The sequence below is a fragment of the Rhodococcus sp. SJ-2 genome (genome assembly GCF_053750035.1).
In genome coordinates, this window is record NZ_CM132340.1 from 5,533,726 (window position 1) to 5,550,196 (window position 16,471).

Here is a 16,471-nt window from a genome sequence, read left to right on the forward strand (position 1 = left end):
TCCCCGTCGTCGCCTACCAGAATTCAGATCCGGCACAACGAGAACATAATTCTCTCGGTGGCCATGGGCAACCCTTCAGCGTCGAATATTCGATCCGAACAACTCGTCCAGCTGTTCCGCCATGTACGAAATCGCAGTCTCCGAAGCAGTCGTCGCGGGGTAGGACAGATTCCAGATGTGCGGAACACCCTCGTGCACCTTGACGCGTACATCGACTCCGGCGTCCTCCGCCGTGCGCGCCAGCAACAATGCGTCATCCCTCAGAACCTCGGAATCACTGCACTGCACGATGAGTCGCGGCTGACCTTGCCAGTCACCGAGCACCGGCGAGACCATCGGATCCACCGCAGGATGACCACCCAGGTACGCTGCCGCCGCCTCCGTTGCCTGCTCCAGTGAGAACCGCTCATCAGTGTGCTCGTTCTCCAGGAAGCTATTCGCGGTGTTGCGCAGATCAGCCCACGGCGAGAAGAGGAACGCGCAGGCAGGTAGTGGGATCTCGAGCTGCCGAAGTCGCAGTGTCAGTGCCGCCGCGAGTCCACCTCCCGCAGAATCGCCCCACAACGCGAGGCGATCGCCCGGTACCGATCCAGCCACCCACCGGTACGCCGTGACCGCGTCGTCCAGGGCTGCCGGGAACGCGCACTCGCCGGAGAGCCGGTAGCCGACCGCGAACACCTGGGTCTCGCACCTCGCCGCAATCCGGGCGATACTGTCGGCAAAGATCTGCGGCGAGCCCTTCCGGTAGCCGCCGCCGTGGAAATGCAGCAGCGCCGCATCCGGTCGAGCGCCTGCGGGCCGCACCCGCAGCATCGGCACCGGCGCGGAATCGAGCGCCTCGATCTCGACGCCCATGCGCCCACTCGTCGAAGCGGGTTCTGTGTCGGTCATAACCATCCTCATTGTCACATCGTCAGAGCGGCTCGCCCCAATCATGATTCGGCGCACGGCCGCCGATCTGACGAGTCAGAAGCTGAGCCGACGCAATCACCGGTTGCGCGGCAGCGGGAATCGACCTGCCGTCCATCTCACCGAGGTGAAGAAGCGTGAGGCAGAACGCAACGCGCCCATCGGGATCGAACACGGGGACCGCAATGTTTCCTATGTTGTACACGGCGTCCGGCTCGAATTCCAGCACCGCATAGTCGGGTAGTTGCTCGAAGAACTGCTCCAGCAGGGATTCTCGCAGATCGCGATCGTTCGGACGCTCCGCGAGCTTCTGCGACACCGAGGGCCGACCAGGGCGCAGGTCGTCGAGTCCGATCGAATAACCCCGCTGCCGCACCACCGAACCGTACGCTCGGAGATATTCGGCGACGCGTTCCTGTAGTTCCTCGGGTAGTTCGGCGATCCATTCACGCCCCTCCGAAGGCGGCATCCACGCCAGGAACGGCTGTCCGATCGGTGGCTGAAGCGGAATGCGCTGCCCCGGCGCAAGCTCGACCGATCGACCTGTCGGCTTTCCCTCCACCGCAATGCAGAGCACGTCGCGGCCCACTTGGACCGTGCCGGAGCATTCGAGACCCGTGGCTTCGGCCAGGTTGACCATCTCGATACGCGCGAGGTCGATGACGGGGAGGGCGTCGGCTGCCGCATGGCCGACCGCCGCCGCGGCAGGACCGAGTGTGTACGTCTTGTGACGCGGATGCCGCGAGACGTATCCCTCATCGTTCATCACCTTGAGCACAGCAAACATCGATCCGGGACTCACATCCAGCGCCCGGGAGAGCTCGCTCAGCGTGAACGTGCCCCGCTGATTCGCGGTCAGGAAGTCGAGCACTTGGAGTGCGCGCCGCGCCGAGAGAGCCATCCACATCCTTTTCTTGAAGATCGTTGACGTCGATACCAGCTGACGCTAGCGTATTCCACCAAGTCCTGAAACACTTTTCGAAATACTGAAAAGAGACTCCGGTGGAAGAAAACACATTCATTCGACGCGCTCTGGCCAGTTCGAATCTCCATGCCTTGCGGTTGGCGCTGCTCCACGCCACCGGCGACCCGGCCCTCGCCGCGATGAAACTCGAACTCGTCCCGATTCGCAGCGGCGCCGCCTTCGAGATGACCATCGCCGAGGAACACCGCGAAGAACTGCTTCGAAGAGCCGAGAAGTTCGTGGCAACGGAAGCTGCCGACTATGTCCCCGAGCGGCTGGACGAGAACCGGGTACGCACGATGATGGAGCTCGCACTCGGGCAGGAACTCACCGACGAGGAATTCTTCGTCGCACGGACGATGCCTGCCCTGGAGGAATTTCCGGTCTTCTCGCAGTGGAGCCGCGAGCGTCCCCGGCGCGCGGACGACTTCAGCGTCGTCATCGTCGGCGCCGGACTCTGCGGCGTTGCGATGGGCGTACAACTCGAACAACTCGGGATCTCGTACGTGATCTACGAGCGACGTCCGGATGTCGGAGGAACCTGGGCGATCAACACCTACCCGGATGCGCGCGTCGACACTGCCAGTACCACCTACGAATACAGCTTCGTGAAGAACTATCCCTGGTCGGAGCAGTACGCGCGACAACCGGAAGTGCGCCGCTACATCGAGACGGTCGCAAAGACCTACGGCGTATACGACCGCATTCGATTCGAACATGAAGTTCTGTCGGCCGATTTCGACCAGGAGACCGCCACGTGGTCTCTACGCGTGACGGACGCGACCGGCGAGCCCGAAACCGTGACCTGCAATTTCACCGTCACGGCCACCGGACTGTTCTCCACCCCGAAAAGGCTGGACACGGACGGTATCGACGACTTCAGGGGCGAGATTCTCCATACGACCGCGTGGACCGAAGGGCACACCGTCGAGGGCAAGACCGCCGCGATCATCGGCAACGGCTCCACCGGCGTCCAACTACTGGCTCGGATCGCCGAGGACGCCGACCAGGTCTATGTGTTCCAGCGAACTCCACAGTGGATCGCACCGCGCGAAGGCTACGGCGAACCGGTGACCGAGGAGATGCGCTGGGTGCTCGACAATATTCCGCACTACTGGAACTGGGCCCGCACCACCGCCCTCAAGCCCGCCGACCCCCGCGGCACAATCACGCCCGATCCCGAATGGCGCGCCGCCGGCGGTCAGTTCAGCGAGAGCAACGACAAGCTCCGGGAGAACCTGACCCAGTACATCCGCACTCAGGTCGACGATCGACCGGATCTCGTCGAGCGCCTCATCCCCGACTACACCCCCGCAGCACGTCGTCCGGTCGTGGACAACAAGTGGTACCGGTCCCTGACCCGCGACAACGTCGAACTGGTGACGGACGGGATCGTGAAGTTCACCGACACCGGTATCGTCACCTCCGACGGCACCGTCCGCGAGGTCGACCTCGTTCTGACGGCCGTCGGATTCGAAGTCACGAAGTGGCTCTGGCCCATCGACTTCCGCGGCCGCGACGGTGTTCACATCGAGGATCGGTGGAACCTGGACGGGGGCCCCCGCGCCTTCCAGGGGCTGGCCATACCGGAATTCCCGAACATGTTCGTGCTCTACGGTCCCAACGCGCAACCGGCGACGGGTGGTGGAATAGGACTCGGCGGCCTTCCCGCCTGGATGGAGTCGTGGGTCGGGTACATCGCCCGGGTCATGATTGCCGTCATCGAGGACGGCCATCATTGTGCCGAAGTCACCGATGCCGCGTTCTGGGAGTACAACGACGCGGTCGACGACGAAGCGAGCAGGCTCATCTGGCTCGATCCCGCCGCGAACCCGGAGAAGAACTACTACGTCAACGAGCACGGCAGGCTCAGCACGAGCACCCCCCTGCCGGGCCTCGACCTCGCGACACGCTTCCTCGGCTTCACTCGTGACGACTTCGTGTTCACCCGAATCGGTTCCGGCACGAACACCGCAGAAGAACAGACATCGTTCGTCACGGCGTCCTGATCCTGCACATCCCCTCCACCGACAAGAGAGTTGCACCCACATGATCGATCTAGGTTTGGACGGCGCCCGGGCCATCGTCATCGGCGCCGGGTTCGTGCCGATGCGTGCCGGACACGGCCGCGGCTCGGCACTGCAACTGGCCCGCGCCGGCGCCACTGTGGCGTGTGTCGACAAGAACGCCGAACGGGCCGAGCAAATCGTCCGTGAGATCGACGAGGAAGGCGGCAAGGCATTCGCGATCGTCGCCGACGTGCTCGACTCCGAACGAGCTCGTCGCGCGGTCGACGAGGCTGCCTCCCGGATGGGCGGCCTCGATGTGTGCGTCGACATCGTCGGTCAGGCCATGTGGAGCAAGGCCGCCGAGTTCTCCGACGACGAGTGGAACGCGCAACTTCTGGTCAACCTCACGCAGGTCTTCTACGTCTTCAAAGCAGCCGTCCCGCACCTCGCAGCCAACGAACGAGGCGGGTCGCTCATAGCGCTGACCTCGGTCGACGGGATCGGTTCGTCGCGGTTCCACGCTGCATACGGCGCCGCCAAGGCCGGCGTCATGTCGCTCGTGAAGACATTCGCGGATGAGTACGGCAAGGACGGCGTGCGGGTCAACTCGGTCGCACCGGGCAACGTCGGAGGCGGAAACTGGGATCTCCCCGAGGTCCCCTTCGGCGAGGACGTCGTCAATGCTCTCGCGCCGCCACGTGGCCGCGACATCGCCGACGCCGTGCTGTTCCTTGCGTCACGCCTGTCCGCGAAGATCACCGGCCAAACCCTCGTCGTCGACGGAGGTGCGCTGGCACTGAGCCCATGGGGCATGAAGGAAGAACACATCGGCCGGAACGTCGCCTTCTCCAATGCCACGCAGGACTGAGGACGGCATGCCTTCGATCACCGACGCATTCCTCGTAACCAGGAAGGTCGCACTCGTCACCGGCGGCGGTAGTGGCATAGGCCAGGAGACTGCGCTCGTCCTTGCGGCGGCGGGCGCACACGTCGTCGCCACCGACGTGAACGAGGCCGGCCTTGCGGAGACGCGCGCACACAGCGAGGAACAGCAGACCCCGGTCGCCACACACCGGCTGGACGTGTCCGACCCCGTAGCGGTGTCGCGCGTGGTCGACGAGACCGTCGCGGAATACGGGCAACTCGACATCCTCGTCAACGCCGCGGGGGTCATGGTCATGCGAAATGCGCTCGACGTCACTCCCGACGAACTCGAGCGCGTCCTCCGGATCAATGTGGGCGGCACTTTCTACGCATGCCAGGCCGCGGGCCGGGTCATGAAGTCCGGTGGGAGCATCATCAACCTCACCTCGAGCATCATCGACCGCACGAGCCCCGGGCGGATCACCTATGCGATGTCCAAGGGCGCGGTCCTCCAAGCCACCCGCACCTTCGCGCTGGAACTCGCGCCCGCAGGCATCCGGGTCAACTCCATCGCACCGGGGTGGGTCGAAACGGGTATGACCAACCAGCACTGGACCGACACCGACGGCACCGTCGACGACGAGAAGCGGGCTGCATATGTGCAGATGATGGCCTCGGCGTCACCGCTGGGGGTCGTCGGCACTACCCGCGACATAGCGTTGTCCGTTCTTCAACTCGCTTCGGGGGCAGGCTCGTTCGTCACCGGTCAGGTCGTGCGGATCAACGGCGGGTCGTTCATGGCATGAGCATCGAGCAGATCCCGGCATCCGTAGGGCCCACAGACGAGGAGAATTTCACATGAGCGGAAGGCTTCACGGCAAGGTTGCAGTGGTCACGGGCGGCGCCAGCGGCATCGGCGAGGCCTCCGTGCGGCGGTTCATCGGTGAGGGAGCGCGTGTCGTCATCGCCGATGTCGACGATCAACGGGGGAAGACCGTCGCCGACGAATTGGGCTCGGCTGCCCTGTTCGTCCACGCGGACGTCACCGACCAAGGCGACTGGGAGCATCTACTGGCGACGACGAGCGCGCATTTCGCGCCGCTCGATGTGCTCGTCAACAATGCAGGAGGCGGACGCGGTGTCGGCAAGATCGTCGACGAGGTCTACGAGGGGCATCGCGCGATCCTCGATCTCAATCTCTCGTCGGTGTGGATGGGCATTCGCGCCGCACTGCCGGTCATGGGAGCGCATGGTGGCGGGTCCATCGTCAACATCTCTTCGATCGACGGACTCGTCGGTGTCGAAGGGATGACGTCGTATGCCGCATCGAAGTTCGCGGTCACAGGCCTGACCAGAACCGTGGCCTTCGAAGGCGGCCCCCACAACGTGCGCATCAACTCGGTCCACCCCGGATTCATCCGGACACCGATGACGGCCAAACACACCGGCGCGGTGAAGGCACGGCTCGAATCGGCGATCCAGAAACAGCCGATCACCCGCTTCGGCACGCCGGAGGACATCGCAAACGCAGTCCTGTTCTTCGCGTCGGACGAGAGCTCGTACTGCACAGGCACGTCCCTCGTCGTCGACGGCGGCCAACTCGCCGGTCCGCACCGGGATCCGATGTGATCCGGACATCGCCGGCAGCACCCACAGCAACCAGGTCCGTCGCGGCCCGCCCCCTGAGAGGTAACCGATGATCAGACACAGGCGTCTCATCTTCGCGGCAGTCGCCGCGTTGTGTTCAGCAACGTTGATTCTCACCTCCTGCGGTGCTCCCGAAAACGGAAACAGCTCCGGTGGTAGCGATGCTCCGGTAGGCGATCCGGTCGCCGGCGGCACACTGCAGGCGATCCAGGGCAGGGAGCCGATCAGCCTCGATCCGTCGGATATCTCCAACGTCTGGACGCACTCCCCGCTGCTGGGTAATGCCCTGTACGGCACGTTGATCACCAACAATGTCGAGACGCAGGAAATCGAGTATTCGATGGCCACCGATTTCTCGACCGCCGACGGTGGGCAGACGTTCACCCTGAAACTGCGCCCTGGACTGATGTTCACCGACGGAACCCCGCTCGATGCTGCCGCAGTCGAGTACAACTGGGATCGGCTACGCGACCCGAGCAGAGGCTCGGCGTCGCTCCGTCAGGCCGAACAGATCGCCGACGTGAAAACCCTCGACGCAGAGACGTTGACCGTGACGCTGGTGTCGCCGAACCCGAACTTCCCGAATTCCCTTCTCGTGTCCGCCCTCAACTGGATCGCATCGCCGACAGCCCTCGAACAGGGCAGGGAGGCGTTCGACAAGAATCCGGTGGGAGCAGGTCCGTTCACCCTCACCGAATGGGCCCGCCAAGACGTGATCCAGCTGGTCAAGAACCCCGGATACTGGGACGCACCCCGACCCTATCTGGACGGCATCACCCTGCGCACGGTTCCTGCCGCCGATCAACGCCTCAACACACTGTCCACCGGGAGCACGGATCTCGCGTCGGAATCGAATTGGCTGAACCTTTCCAGAGCGGAAGACATGGGCCTCGACACGGAGATCGTTCCGATGGGCGGCGGCCAGTACTTCGCCATGAACACCCGCCGCGCTCCGTTCGACGACGAACGCGCCCGGCGAGCCGTGAACCTGGCCGCCGACATGGAGGGCGTCAACCTTGTTGCTTTCGAAGGCGCCGGCGTTGTCCCGCAAACCCTCTTCCCCGAGGGGGCCCCCTTCTACGAGGACATCTCACTTCAGCAGAGCGATGCCGAAGAGGCGCAGCGCTTGTTCGACGAGCTGGCCGCAGAGGGCAAACCGCTGTCCTTCACCTTCACGACCTACTCCCTGGTCGAGTCCAGAGCGGCGGCAGAAGCACTGCAAGCGCAGCTGCGCGCGTTCGACAACGTCGAGGTCGAGGTGGAAACCCTCGACTTCGCTGCGGCGCAGACACGAGTCAACTCGCGAGATTTCGACATGACCATCTCATCCGCGAACATCCAGGATCCGGATGGCCCGCTGTGGTCCGCTTTCCACAGCAGTTCCCAGGGAAACACCACGGGTATCGACGACGATCAGCTCGACGCCGCCCTGGAGGCCGGTCGAGTGGGCACCACGATCGAGGAGCGCAAGGCCGCGTACGACGACTTCCAGAAGCGGCTGACCGAACTCGTCCCCGGAGTCTGGTTCATCCAGTCCCCTCCCGCCACCATCGCGAGCGCCGGGACACACGGTGTCCGTCTTTATGGGATGGGATCACCGCTACCCGACGGCGTGTGGATCTCGGAGTGATCCGACGGAATCACCGCGGCGGCCGGTCGAGTTCGATTTGCGCGACCACCGCGCGGTGATCCGATCCGGGTAGGGTGACGGTCTCCACGGAGGTCGCACGTCCCCCGGCAACAAGAATGTGGTCGATGCCCACCAGCGGCGGAATACGCTTGTCGGTCGGGTAGGTGTACAGGAGGCCTGCGCCCACCTGTTCTGCGGTGTCTCGCAGGCGGCCCGTGAGCATCGCGCGGTACTGCGCATGATCATAGGTTGCGTTGAAGTCCGCTCCTACGACCACCGGAACCGGCGGCGCGGATTCGAGTATCGCTTGCAGACGTGACAATTCGTCGGCCCACACGTGCGTGTCGTAGACCGGCGGCACCGGATGGAACGCGTAGACGGCGACGGGGCCGGTCCCGGGCACGTCTGCCGTCGCCGACACCTGGTTCATGACGAAGCCGTCGTACTCGGCTTCGTCGGACAACGGGAACCGGCTCCAGATGCCGGTCCCGCCAGCACCGGGCTCCGGAACAACGAAGTGATACGGCAACATCCGATGGAGACCCGCGCGCTCGAATGCATCGACCGCTTCGGGTGTCAGCTCACTGACCGTCAGCAGATCGACGCGGCGCTCCTCGACTTCGTAGGTCACCGTTGCCGGGTCGGCTTCGCCGAAGAGGACGTTCGCCTGCATCACGGTGAGCACCTCTCCCCCGCCACCGGCCGATTCCCCCACGTACCGGGGCGCCTGGATCCACACTGCGGCGACGACGATCAGCAGCGCGACGGCAGTAGCGACGCGGTACCGCAGTAGCGCGAACACCACCGCGCCGACTACAGCACCCACCATGAGATACGACGCCGCGGATGCCGCCAAGACCGGGAGCCGCGACGAGGAGGTGCTGTAGTGCAGTGCAACCCCTACCGCGCCGACCAGGGTCGCGAGACCCGCCAGAACTGCCGCAGCCCACCGAAACGCCGTCACCATCACATCCGACAGCAAAGCACGCGAAGATGTGGAGAAGATGTGGGGCGGGCGGGGCTCGAACCCGCGACCAATGGATTACCAACCCGCTGGTCGCGTCGAATCCTCCTACATCTCGAACGATCGGCCAGGCGAGACTGATTCCTTCTCGTCAAGTTCTGTAGGACCCCGACCCGTTCCAAGATTTTCTCGTGCATAAACGATGGGTATTCGATGAGTAACGTCAACACCGCCGGATGAAGCCATGTCGGAATCGCGATGATCGGAGGGGTAAGCCCAGCCAAGGACGAGACTCTCAAACTACCGCGTCAGGGAGCTTGCAACCGAAGGCGAGATGTCGACGGTACGTCGATATCTCGCCTATTTGCACGACACACGCCGCGGAGGCATAACCAGAGACCTGATCTGGAATATCGCGCACTGAGGGGCTCACACCTAGAGTCCTACGAAGGCCGCCTGAAGGTCACCCCAGATCGCCGAATTTTTCGACCGTCAATAGTGTCTATTTCGAAACCTCCGGATCCGTTTTCATCACGCGAGCTCCACTCCGCGAGAAGGAGTATTTCTTCAACAGACGAATCCCACGCTTCCGCAGCCAAACGGACTATCTCACCTTGAACGTTGCCATAATTGTGGTACCACCACGTCGCCGTGTCCCCATATGGCATCGGCTTAGGCGTCGGCAGATCATTCAACATCCATCCATCCATATCGTAAACAAAATATGACATGCCGAACTCCGTATAGCCAGGATCAGCGAGCACACCTTCTGGAATTTCATGCAATGAGTGAGATGGGCGATGGAGATAAACTCGACGACCATCTCCAATATCGATCGGATCGTTTACGGTGTCGAGCACAACAAACTCAGAACGGTCTCCCACCCACCTTACATATTGCTCAGGGGATAGGAGTTCATCTCGACCCACGACAAACGGAAATTCGTCGAGTCTTTCCCCGATACTAATCGACCAGGCAGCAAGCTTCAGTTTATCCAACTCTCGAAGATCTTCCCCAGAGAGCAACTCGACTTGTTCCCGGAACCACCGACAAATCTCTTCGTCCTCTACAGCCGGGAAAGCTAAATCCCTTGCAGCCGTTGTGGGCTCCCCCGCCAGCACTCCAACGACATCGATAATCTCGCCCGAGTAAAATCCGCCACAATATATACCCCCAGGAACATCTTGCAAATAATGCCCGAGCACACGAAACTCGCTACCTAGGTCTAAACAGAGCCGCCCCTGGACCGAGCCGTCGGCACCATAAAGCGGGCGAACGCGACTTATAAATAATTCCTTCTCTTTCGCAATAGCTGCGCCCGACGGCGCCGAGGCGACGCCCACAAGATGGTCGAACAGCTCATTCGCGGACATTTCAGACCAGGAATGACCATCAACGCATAAACGATGAAATCCGTCCGGCGTTACAAGCTCAATCGATTCGTCACACATTAACGCAAGATGCTGTATCCCGTCAGCCATATCCGCTGGACGCAAGTACCTTCGCCTTACGCCATCGGAATCTTGCGCGTCCCAGTTCTCATGGAGACGGAGCGTGACCTTTGTTCCCGGTTGCATGAGCCGCTCCTTACGTTCAGCAGCTCGCATAATTGGTCGCGATTGGAGGCCGTTTGTAAAATGCAACACCATCGTGTCATTTGGACCAAGATTCGCGGCGCGGGTCGTGACCATTACATCGTCGGAGATCATGAAGGCGCTATAGAATCCGATGCCAAACTGGCCGGTCGATTTAAACCCGGCAGCTAACGCGCCGGGGTGATTCTGCCTCGTCAATTGCCCACGCCAACCCGACCGTCCGAAGTCACAGAGATATGCAACCATTTCGTCCGATGTCATCCCGATGCCGAAATCGCGAATTTCAACTGTGTCTCCCCTCTCGTCTTTGTCGAGAAATACACGAATTGGCGGGAAGTACTCGTCGGAATACGCCAATCGCTTTAGACGCGTTGCATCCACTGCATTTGCGAGAAGCTCTCGAATTACGACGTCCGCGCGATTCATTCCGTATAGGGCGCTTCCGCCTAGATTTCTGATCACGGCCTGTGTGTCGGAAATCGTCGGTCTGGCATCGATCGGCATCCAGTTGTCAGTCGGTACATACTTTGCAAACCGCGTCGGCGCATGTGCGCCAGCCACAGACTTCGCAGCAAGACGCGGTCGATTCAGATCAGCGAACAACGCGTCCACCTTGGCAAGTTCACCGTCGATCATTTGGATCGTGTCGAATGCCAGCCACCACGCAGTGACCTGGTCTGCGGCGAATCGAGTGCTACTTGTATAGGCCAATCGATCACCTTGGAGCTGCGGGTACAACATACGCTCTTGAAACAGCCAATGGTGGCGTGATTCTCCTTGCGGACGTCGAAATGGTGTATGCAAAGGATCAGCACGTCGCGCGTCCACCTGAGCCGCATCTGCACAGCGTAAGATTCCCGCGACTTTGAGAGGATCGACAGTCCATTCTGGCGGAAGCTTGGGTGGTGCGCCTATGGGCAACGAAAACGCATCAGGTAGTGATTCAACATCTTGCCAATGACTTCTCCCCAGCCTCCCGATTAACTGTCCATACCAATGACGCAGTTCACTGTCCTCCAGCAGGTAGAAGGTCTCTTCACTACTCAAAGACCACTGTTGGGTAACAATGCGCTCCGCTTGTTCGGCATGATGATCACGCAAGAACACTGTTAGCGCATGCTTAATTTCCTGACTTGTAAGTCCATCCCAGTTAGGGTTGTTTCTGATATCACGACGCGCCTGAGCCTGAAGAGCTTCAAAATTATTCGGATACAAGGATGCTAAGAGATCGATCCACTCTTCGTCCTCTAGAATTCCCGCTATCCCTTGCTCGTGCGCTGCAAGTCCCATTCCGAGGTCGTGGATAAGGAAGGAACCACCTAAAACAAACGCCTCTGCGGGCGTCAAAGGGTACTCGACTCCTGCAACGACATCCGTAATATCCCATAAGCTATCGCAGTGGAGAATTGAGTGATCGGTGTACCCGGGGACACTTAGCGAAATTTCGCTAGCCAATGGCTCCACTCGGCGCCTGAATTGCTCGTACCCGTGTCGAAGCTGCGCACGTGCATCCGTGTGCGGGTCATCAGCCTGTTCTGCCAACGTCCGTGTCCACGTGCTGCTATCCATGTACGTCACGGTCACTCCCACCTGTACCCGAATGCGAACTTGGCTGAGCGTAGTCGATCGACTTGCTGCGATTGCCCCTGGTCAGGGTTTCCTCCCGCCGGTACGACGACATCCTCCGATGCCCACTTGAGCGAGGCCGGTCGACGCGTTGATATGCAGTTTCGCTTTCCTTGTGATCCTTCGCCCCACCGGTCGACCTACTGGTGCGATTCCCCATAGATACCTTAAGATTCCCGCTTTCCTGTGTCGGAATCATTGGTACCTATGGCAGCTTCTATGGTCCACACCCACGACCCGCCCTTCCCGTATCCTCGTCGCTCGGTACGAACTCCCGCGCGCTTCCGCGCCTTCTTCACCGCGTTGTCCACCAGTCCGGCCGAGCGGGTCACCTTCAGCACATCAGCGGCCGGCGCCGATCCCCCGCGCTCGATCAGGTAACCGCGGATCACCGTCGTGATCTCGTCACGTTCCTCCGCGTCCTCGTCGGGACCATTAAGTAGTTCGCGAGCGTCGAGGCTCGTCTCCCCCAGCCACCGCAGTGCGCCCACTTCGGTTTCTCCGTCATCCGTCGGGACGGTGGTCGAAACGATCTCCGCTTCCATCGACCGGACCCGCGGTGCGAGGTTTGCTTTGGTGTTGGTGACGAAGAGATGCCCCGAATCGTCGTCCTTGGCGACCGAAAGTACCGACCGCGCCACCTGCGACCACGCGATCGAACCGAGGATCAACTTGCCCGTATCCGCTCCGTCCCGTTTGCCGAAGTGACAGAGCCCGAACACGACACACCCCTGTCGGGCAGCGAGTTGAGCGAGCGGCTCGAGGTACTGCCGCACCGCCCGATCGTCCCGACCTGACAGATCCGACGACATCGACGACGTCGCCGCATCGAGCACCACGAACGCCACGTGCTGTTTCGCAACGATCTGCTCCAGCGCCAGATTGTCGAGCGGAAGGACGAGAGTGCCGGCATCCGTGTGCGCGGTCTCCACATCGACGAACAACACTCTGTCCATATCAGCGTCGGCAGCCTTCAGCCTCGGTGCGACAGTGAACTCCCGAGAATCCTCAGAGTGCACGTACAGCACGTTCCGTGGCGTGCCATGCAGTTCACCTTCGAGCGTCCCGCGGGTGATCTGCGCGCAAAGGGCAGCGGCGACCGTCGACTTGCCGAGACCTTCCCTACCGGCAAGAAGCGTCAGCGACCCGGCGGGAATCCAATCCTCCATCACCCAGCGCACACGCTGGAGCTTCACGTCCGAACCACGCGTGACCTTCAATCGTCGACCTGCTTTGCCGCCGACGTCGACCGGCACCAGCTCTTCGATGCCGTGACCGGCCGCGATGTGGTCTGCCGCATCTTTGCCGGTCGCCGCGTGCACGATCGCCACACCTGCAGCGACCCGATCGACGATCTCGTACACCTGCAAAGCGTGTTTACGGCCGGGCCCGTCGTCGTCGGCGACGATCACCACGGTGTGGCCGGCCAGTGGGGACCAATCGAACAAGCCGGCCTTGCCCGCACCCATCGCGGGCGAAACCGCGACAGCACCCACGGATTCGATTGCCAGCACGTCTTTCTCCCCCTCGACGACGTACACCGGCACACCGGTCCTATGGTCGTCGAGGCACTCGACGCGGAAGAGATCCCGGCCCTTCGTATTTCCTGATTGACTGAATCGCTTTCGCCCACGGTCGTCGTAGCTCCGGAACACCGTGCGGCCGTCGCGGTACTTGTAGGTCGTACCGGCCGGGTTGTCGAAGAGATCGGACAGGGTGAGGCCGAGGGCGTCGAGGACAGCCGACTTATCGTCAGCATGCGAGTTCATCAGCACCTGGCCCGCGATCTGCCGAAAGGTCACAGACCTGTCGGCGGTCGAATGCCCAGGGGCCTGCGCCGACGCAGTGCCACCGGCACCGCCTCGCCACACAAGGCCGTGTTCGACCCAACGCTCCCGAAGCCGATCGAGGGCAGTCGCGTGTGAAGCAGGAGACCTGCGATTGTCTGGCATACCCATGTCTTTCTGACAGCCCCGAGAAGCCGGACTCCAACGGATCCCGACTCCTCGGGGTGACGGTCAATAGCGCTGTAGAGAAACAGCTTTCGTCAGCGCACGAACACTGGTTCGGTCTGGCGCAGCGCGCCCGTCAGAGGTACGGTCACAGGCGAACTGCCATTCTGGTGATTGGTTCGGTTCGACGCGCCGTCGGTGGGATTCTGAGCTCCAACTCCCCCACCGGCGACGATGTTCGTAGCGGCGGCCATCATCGAGACCCGTCTGCGAACTGCTCCTCCTCCCACGCCATGCAATCGCTGAGCTTGTAGCGCGCGTGCCGGCCGATGCGTGCAAAGCGTGGCCCTCTCCCCTGGCTCGCCCACTGCGCAAGCGTCTTCGCCGGCACCTTCAACCGGTCGGCAACTTCCTGCCTCGTCATCCAACGATCGTCACTCGTCTGCATTACAAGCCCTCCAGTGAGACTAGTCGCGAACTGTCCCGACAAGAAGTAGCACGTTGAGAATCAGGATTCAAGACTCCCTGTCGGGACTGTTCGCAATGTGTCAAACTGGTCGGCATGCCGAGCTTCACGACGACAAACGGTCCGCTTCCCGAGAACTCCGGTTGGTCACTGTATGGCGGCCGCCTGTTCGCTCAGGTACCCGCCCGAGTCACCGCGACCGCAACCAACGACGACATTGAGCCGATCGAGCACCACGTCGAACTCGAAATTGATGTGGTCGAGGGCCGGCTCGCGTGCACCGAACTGCGCGCCGTCAGAACCGAAGGCGGTCCGCCGATCACCTCGGATCATCTGCGCCGCATCCCCGTAGGAAGCTGGGTCGAACTGGCCGCAGAGAAACTCAACGTCGTGCAAGCCATCGAACCGACTCCGGATGGCGAGTCGTTCCGATCAATCGATTTTTCCTGGCCTTCAACTGAATTCGTCGACGACGGGCCTACAGAAGAAGCTCTCGAGTCGATTTCGCAGATCTTCGCATTCTGCATGGCCACGGGACAGAAGCCGATCGCTGTCCTAGCCCGCGAGTACGGGCTCACGAAGCAGACGGCTTCCCGGTGGATCGCGACGGCCAAGCGACGCGGGATCCTCGTCGAGGAACATCGGAAGGTCGACGGCGATGCCGAGGGGTAGACCCCCGCTGCGTATCGGGCAGCACGGGAAAATCACGCGCAAGGATCTCGGCAAGGGAGTATGGCTCGCTCGGTGCAGGTTCCGTGACGACGACGGCATGGTGCGCATCGTCGAGCGCCGGACGCCGCCCGGTCGACGCGACCAGTACGGCAAGCTCGCCGAAGACGAGTTGCTCGAGCACCTCGACTCTCGACGCACACCCAGCGAAGACGAGGTGACGAGCTCAACGACGATTGCGGCGCTGGTTCGGACCTACCTGGCTCGCCTCGAAGAAGAAGGCCGAGCGGCCGCGACCATCGACACCTACAAGTTCGCGGCAGGGAAGCTCGAGGGCAAACTCGGCGGCGTCCGGGTAGGCGAAGCCACCGCCCGCCGCGTCGACACCGCGATACGGGCGATGAGCAAGGCGCACGGGGCGACGATGGCGCGGCAGGCCAAGACGATCCTCCGCGGCGCGCTCGGCCTTGCGGTCCTCGCGGGCGCCCTCGATAGCAACCCGGTCCGCGATGTCTCCCCGATCAAGTCCAAGAGACCACCGAAGGGTGCTCGCGCCCTCACCGCTGACGAGCTGCGAACGCTTCTGATCGCCCTCGATGAATCCGAGTACTGCAAGGCGAACGATCTCGTCGACCCGATCACGCTTCTCATCGCGACCGGACTCCGACGCTCGGAGCTGCTCGCTCTCCGATGGGTAGACGTCGACGGCGACGCAGGGACGGTCACGGTGACAGGCAAGGTGGTGCGAGCCAAGGGCGTCGGGCTCCGGCGTGTGGAGGAGACGAAGACCGCCGCCGGACTACGAACCATCCCGCTGCCGCTCTTCGCGCTGGACGTGCTCAAACGGCGCGCGGATCAACCACAGCACGGAGCCCTGGGAGTGATCTTCCCGTCGACGGCCGGCACCCTGCGCGACCCGAACAACTTCGGCAAGCAGTGGCGCAAGGTCCGCGACGACCTCGGAGTCGAGGACACCACGACCCACAGCTTCCGGAAGTCCGTTGCCACGCTGATCGACGAGGAGGGCCTGTCGCCTCGCGTCGGAGCCGATCACCTCGGGCACCGACACGTCTCGATGACCATGGATCGGTACATGTCTCGTGGCCGGACACACGCCGCAGTGGCCCAGTTGTTGGACCGCGTCGTGGCCGAAAAAGATGAATAAACGATGGATCG

Annotated in this window: 13 protein-coding genes; 7 read left to right on the top strand and 6 right to left on the bottom strand. The window is 62.1% G+C overall.

From position 1 onward, the window contains the following. Positions 1 to 75: 75 nt before the first annotated feature. On the bottom strand, positions 76 to 891 hold the full coding sequence (locus ACSYG9_RS25850; RefSeq protein ID WP_440125127.1) for an alpha/beta hydrolase fold domain-containing protein: 816 nt from the start codon (positions 889 to 891) through the stop codon (positions 76 to 78). Positions 892 to 913: 22 nt separating this feature from the next. Further along, positions 914 to 1,810 (bottom strand): helix-turn-helix domain-containing protein, encoded by an 897-nt coding sequence (locus ACSYG9_RS25855; protein ID WP_440125128.1) that lies wholly within the window; start codon positions 1,808 to 1,810, stop codon positions 914 to 916. Positions 1,811 to 1,911: 101 nt separating this feature from the next. Between ACSYG9_RS25855 and ACSYG9_RS25860 the strand changes: the two genes are divergently transcribed. The 5 genes from ACSYG9_RS25860 to ACSYG9_RS25880 all read left to right on the top strand — a co-directional run bounded on the left by ACSYG9_RS25860 (position 1,912) and on the right by ACSYG9_RS25880 (position 8,023). Next, entirely contained in the window at positions 1,912 to 3,882 is a 1,971-nt protein-coding gene (locus tag ACSYG9_RS25860; protein ID WP_440125129.1) for an NAD(P)-binding domain-containing protein, read from the top strand. A gap of 40 nt (positions 3,883 to 3,922) precedes the next feature. After that, positions 3,923 to 4,750: an SDR family oxidoreductase gene (locus ACSYG9_RS25865; RefSeq protein WP_440125130.1), complete on the top strand. Its 828-nt coding sequence runs from the start codon at positions 3,923 to 3,925 to the stop codon at positions 4,748 to 4,750. A 7-nt stretch (positions 4,751 to 4,757) separates the two neighbouring features. Then, on the top strand, positions 4,758 to 5,552 hold the full coding sequence (locus tag ACSYG9_RS25870; RefSeq protein WP_454840457.1) for an SDR family NAD(P)-dependent oxidoreductase: 795 nt from the start codon (positions 4,758 to 4,760) through the stop codon (positions 5,550 to 5,552). 52 nt (positions 5,553 to 5,604) lie between these two features. After that, on the top strand, positions 5,605 to 6,375 hold the full coding sequence (locus ACSYG9_RS25875; protein WP_454840458.1) for an SDR family NAD(P)-dependent oxidoreductase: 771 nt from the start codon (positions 5,605 to 5,607) through the stop codon (positions 6,373 to 6,375). Between the two features lie 67 nt (positions 6,376 to 6,442). Further along, positions 6,443 to 8,023: an ABC transporter substrate-binding protein gene (locus ACSYG9_RS25880; protein WP_454840460.1), complete on the top strand. Its 1,581-nt coding sequence runs from the start codon at positions 6,443 to 6,445 to the stop codon at positions 8,021 to 8,023. 10 nt (positions 8,024 to 8,033) lie between these two features. Here ACSYG9_RS25880 and ACSYG9_RS25885 read toward each other — a convergent pair whose 3' ends face one another. From ACSYG9_RS25885 to ACSYG9_RS25900, 4 genes are all read right to left on the bottom strand, one after another. Continuing rightward, a complete protein-coding gene (locus tag ACSYG9_RS25885; protein ID WP_440125134.1) occupies positions 8,034 to 8,990 on the bottom strand; it encodes an endonuclease/exonuclease/phosphatase family protein in 957 nt (318 codons plus the stop codon). A 440-nt stretch (positions 8,991 to 9,430) separates the two neighbouring features. Further along, positions 9,431 to 12,151 carry an HD domain-containing protein gene (locus tag ACSYG9_RS25890; protein ID WP_454840462.1) on the bottom strand — a complete coding sequence of 907 codons (2,721 nt, stop codon included), beginning with the start codon at positions 12,149 to 12,151 and terminating at the stop codon, positions 9,431 to 9,433. Positions 12,152 to 12,375: 224 nt separating this feature from the next. Beyond that, complete coding sequence (locus ACSYG9_RS25895; RefSeq protein WP_454840463.1) at positions 12,376 to 13,977, bottom strand: AAA family ATPase; 1,602 nt, start codon at positions 13,975 to 13,977, stop codon at positions 12,376 to 12,378. Between the two features lie 436 nt (positions 13,978 to 14,413). Beyond that, entirely contained in the window at positions 14,414 to 14,584 is a 171-nt protein-coding gene (locus ACSYG9_RS25900; RefSeq protein ID WP_454840465.1) for a helix-turn-helix transcriptional regulator, read from the bottom strand. Positions 14,585 to 14,722: 138 nt separating this feature from the next. On the opposite strand from ACSYG9_RS25900, the gene ACSYG9_RS25905 reads away from it, so the two are divergent. Then, positions 14,723 to 15,298 (top strand): hypothetical protein, encoded by a 576-nt coding sequence (locus ACSYG9_RS25905; RefSeq protein ID WP_454840467.1) that lies wholly within the window; start codon positions 14,723 to 14,725, stop codon positions 15,296 to 15,298. Further along, entirely contained in the window at positions 15,285 to 16,460 is a 1,176-nt protein-coding gene (locus ACSYG9_RS25910) for a site-specific integrase (RefSeq protein WP_454840468.1), read from the top strand. Before ACSYG9_RS25905 ends, ACSYG9_RS25910 begins: the two co-directional genes overlap by 14 nt. Positions 16,461 to 16,471: the final 11 nt, after the last annotated feature.

Excerpts from the sequence above, each read along its gene's own strand:
- ACSYG9_RS25850 (WP_440125127.1), bottom strand. The coding sequence starts at position 891 with ATGACCGACACAGAACCCGCTTCGACGAGTGGGCGCATGGGCGTCGAG.
- ACSYG9_RS25855 (WP_440125128.1), bottom strand. The coding sequence starts at position 1,810 with ATGGCTCTCTCGGCGCGGCGCGCACTCCAAGTGCTCGACTTCCTGACC.
- ACSYG9_RS25865 (WP_440125130.1), top strand. The coding sequence starts at position 3,923 with ATGATCGATCTAGGTTTGGACGGCGCCCGGGCCATCGTCATCGGCGCC.
- ACSYG9_RS25870 (WP_454840457.1), top strand. The coding sequence starts at position 4,758 with ATGCCTTCGATCACCGACGCATTCCTCGTAACCAGGAAGGTCGCACTC.
- ACSYG9_RS25875 (WP_454840458.1), top strand. The coding sequence starts at position 5,605 with ATGAGCGGAAGGCTTCACGGCAAGGTTGCAGTGGTCACGGGCGGCGCC.
- ACSYG9_RS25880 (WP_454840460.1), top strand. The coding sequence starts at position 6,443 with ATGATCAGACACAGGCGTCTCATCTTCGCGGCAGTCGCCGCGTTGTGT.
- ACSYG9_RS25885 (WP_440125134.1), bottom strand. The coding sequence starts at position 8,990 with ATGGTGACGGCGTTTCGGTGGGCTGCGGCAGTTCTGGCGGGTCTCGCG.
- ACSYG9_RS25890 (WP_454840462.1), bottom strand. The coding sequence starts at position 12,151 with ATGGATAGCAGCACGTGGACACGGACGTTGGCAGAACAGGCTGATGAC.
- ACSYG9_RS25895 (WP_454840463.1), bottom strand. The coding sequence starts at position 13,977 with ATGAACTCGCATGCTGACGATAAGTCGGCTGTCCTCGACGCCCTCGGC.
- ACSYG9_RS25900 (WP_454840465.1), bottom strand. The coding sequence starts at position 14,584 with ATGACGAGGCAGGAAGTTGCCGACCGGTTGAAGGTGCCGGCGAAGACG.
- ACSYG9_RS25905 (WP_454840467.1), top strand. The coding sequence starts at position 14,723 with ATGCCGAGCTTCACGACGACAAACGGTCCGCTTCCCGAGAACTCCGGT.
- ACSYG9_RS25910 (WP_454840468.1), top strand. The coding sequence starts at position 15,285 with ATGCCGAGGGGTAGACCCCCGCTGCGTATCGGGCAGCACGGGAAAATC.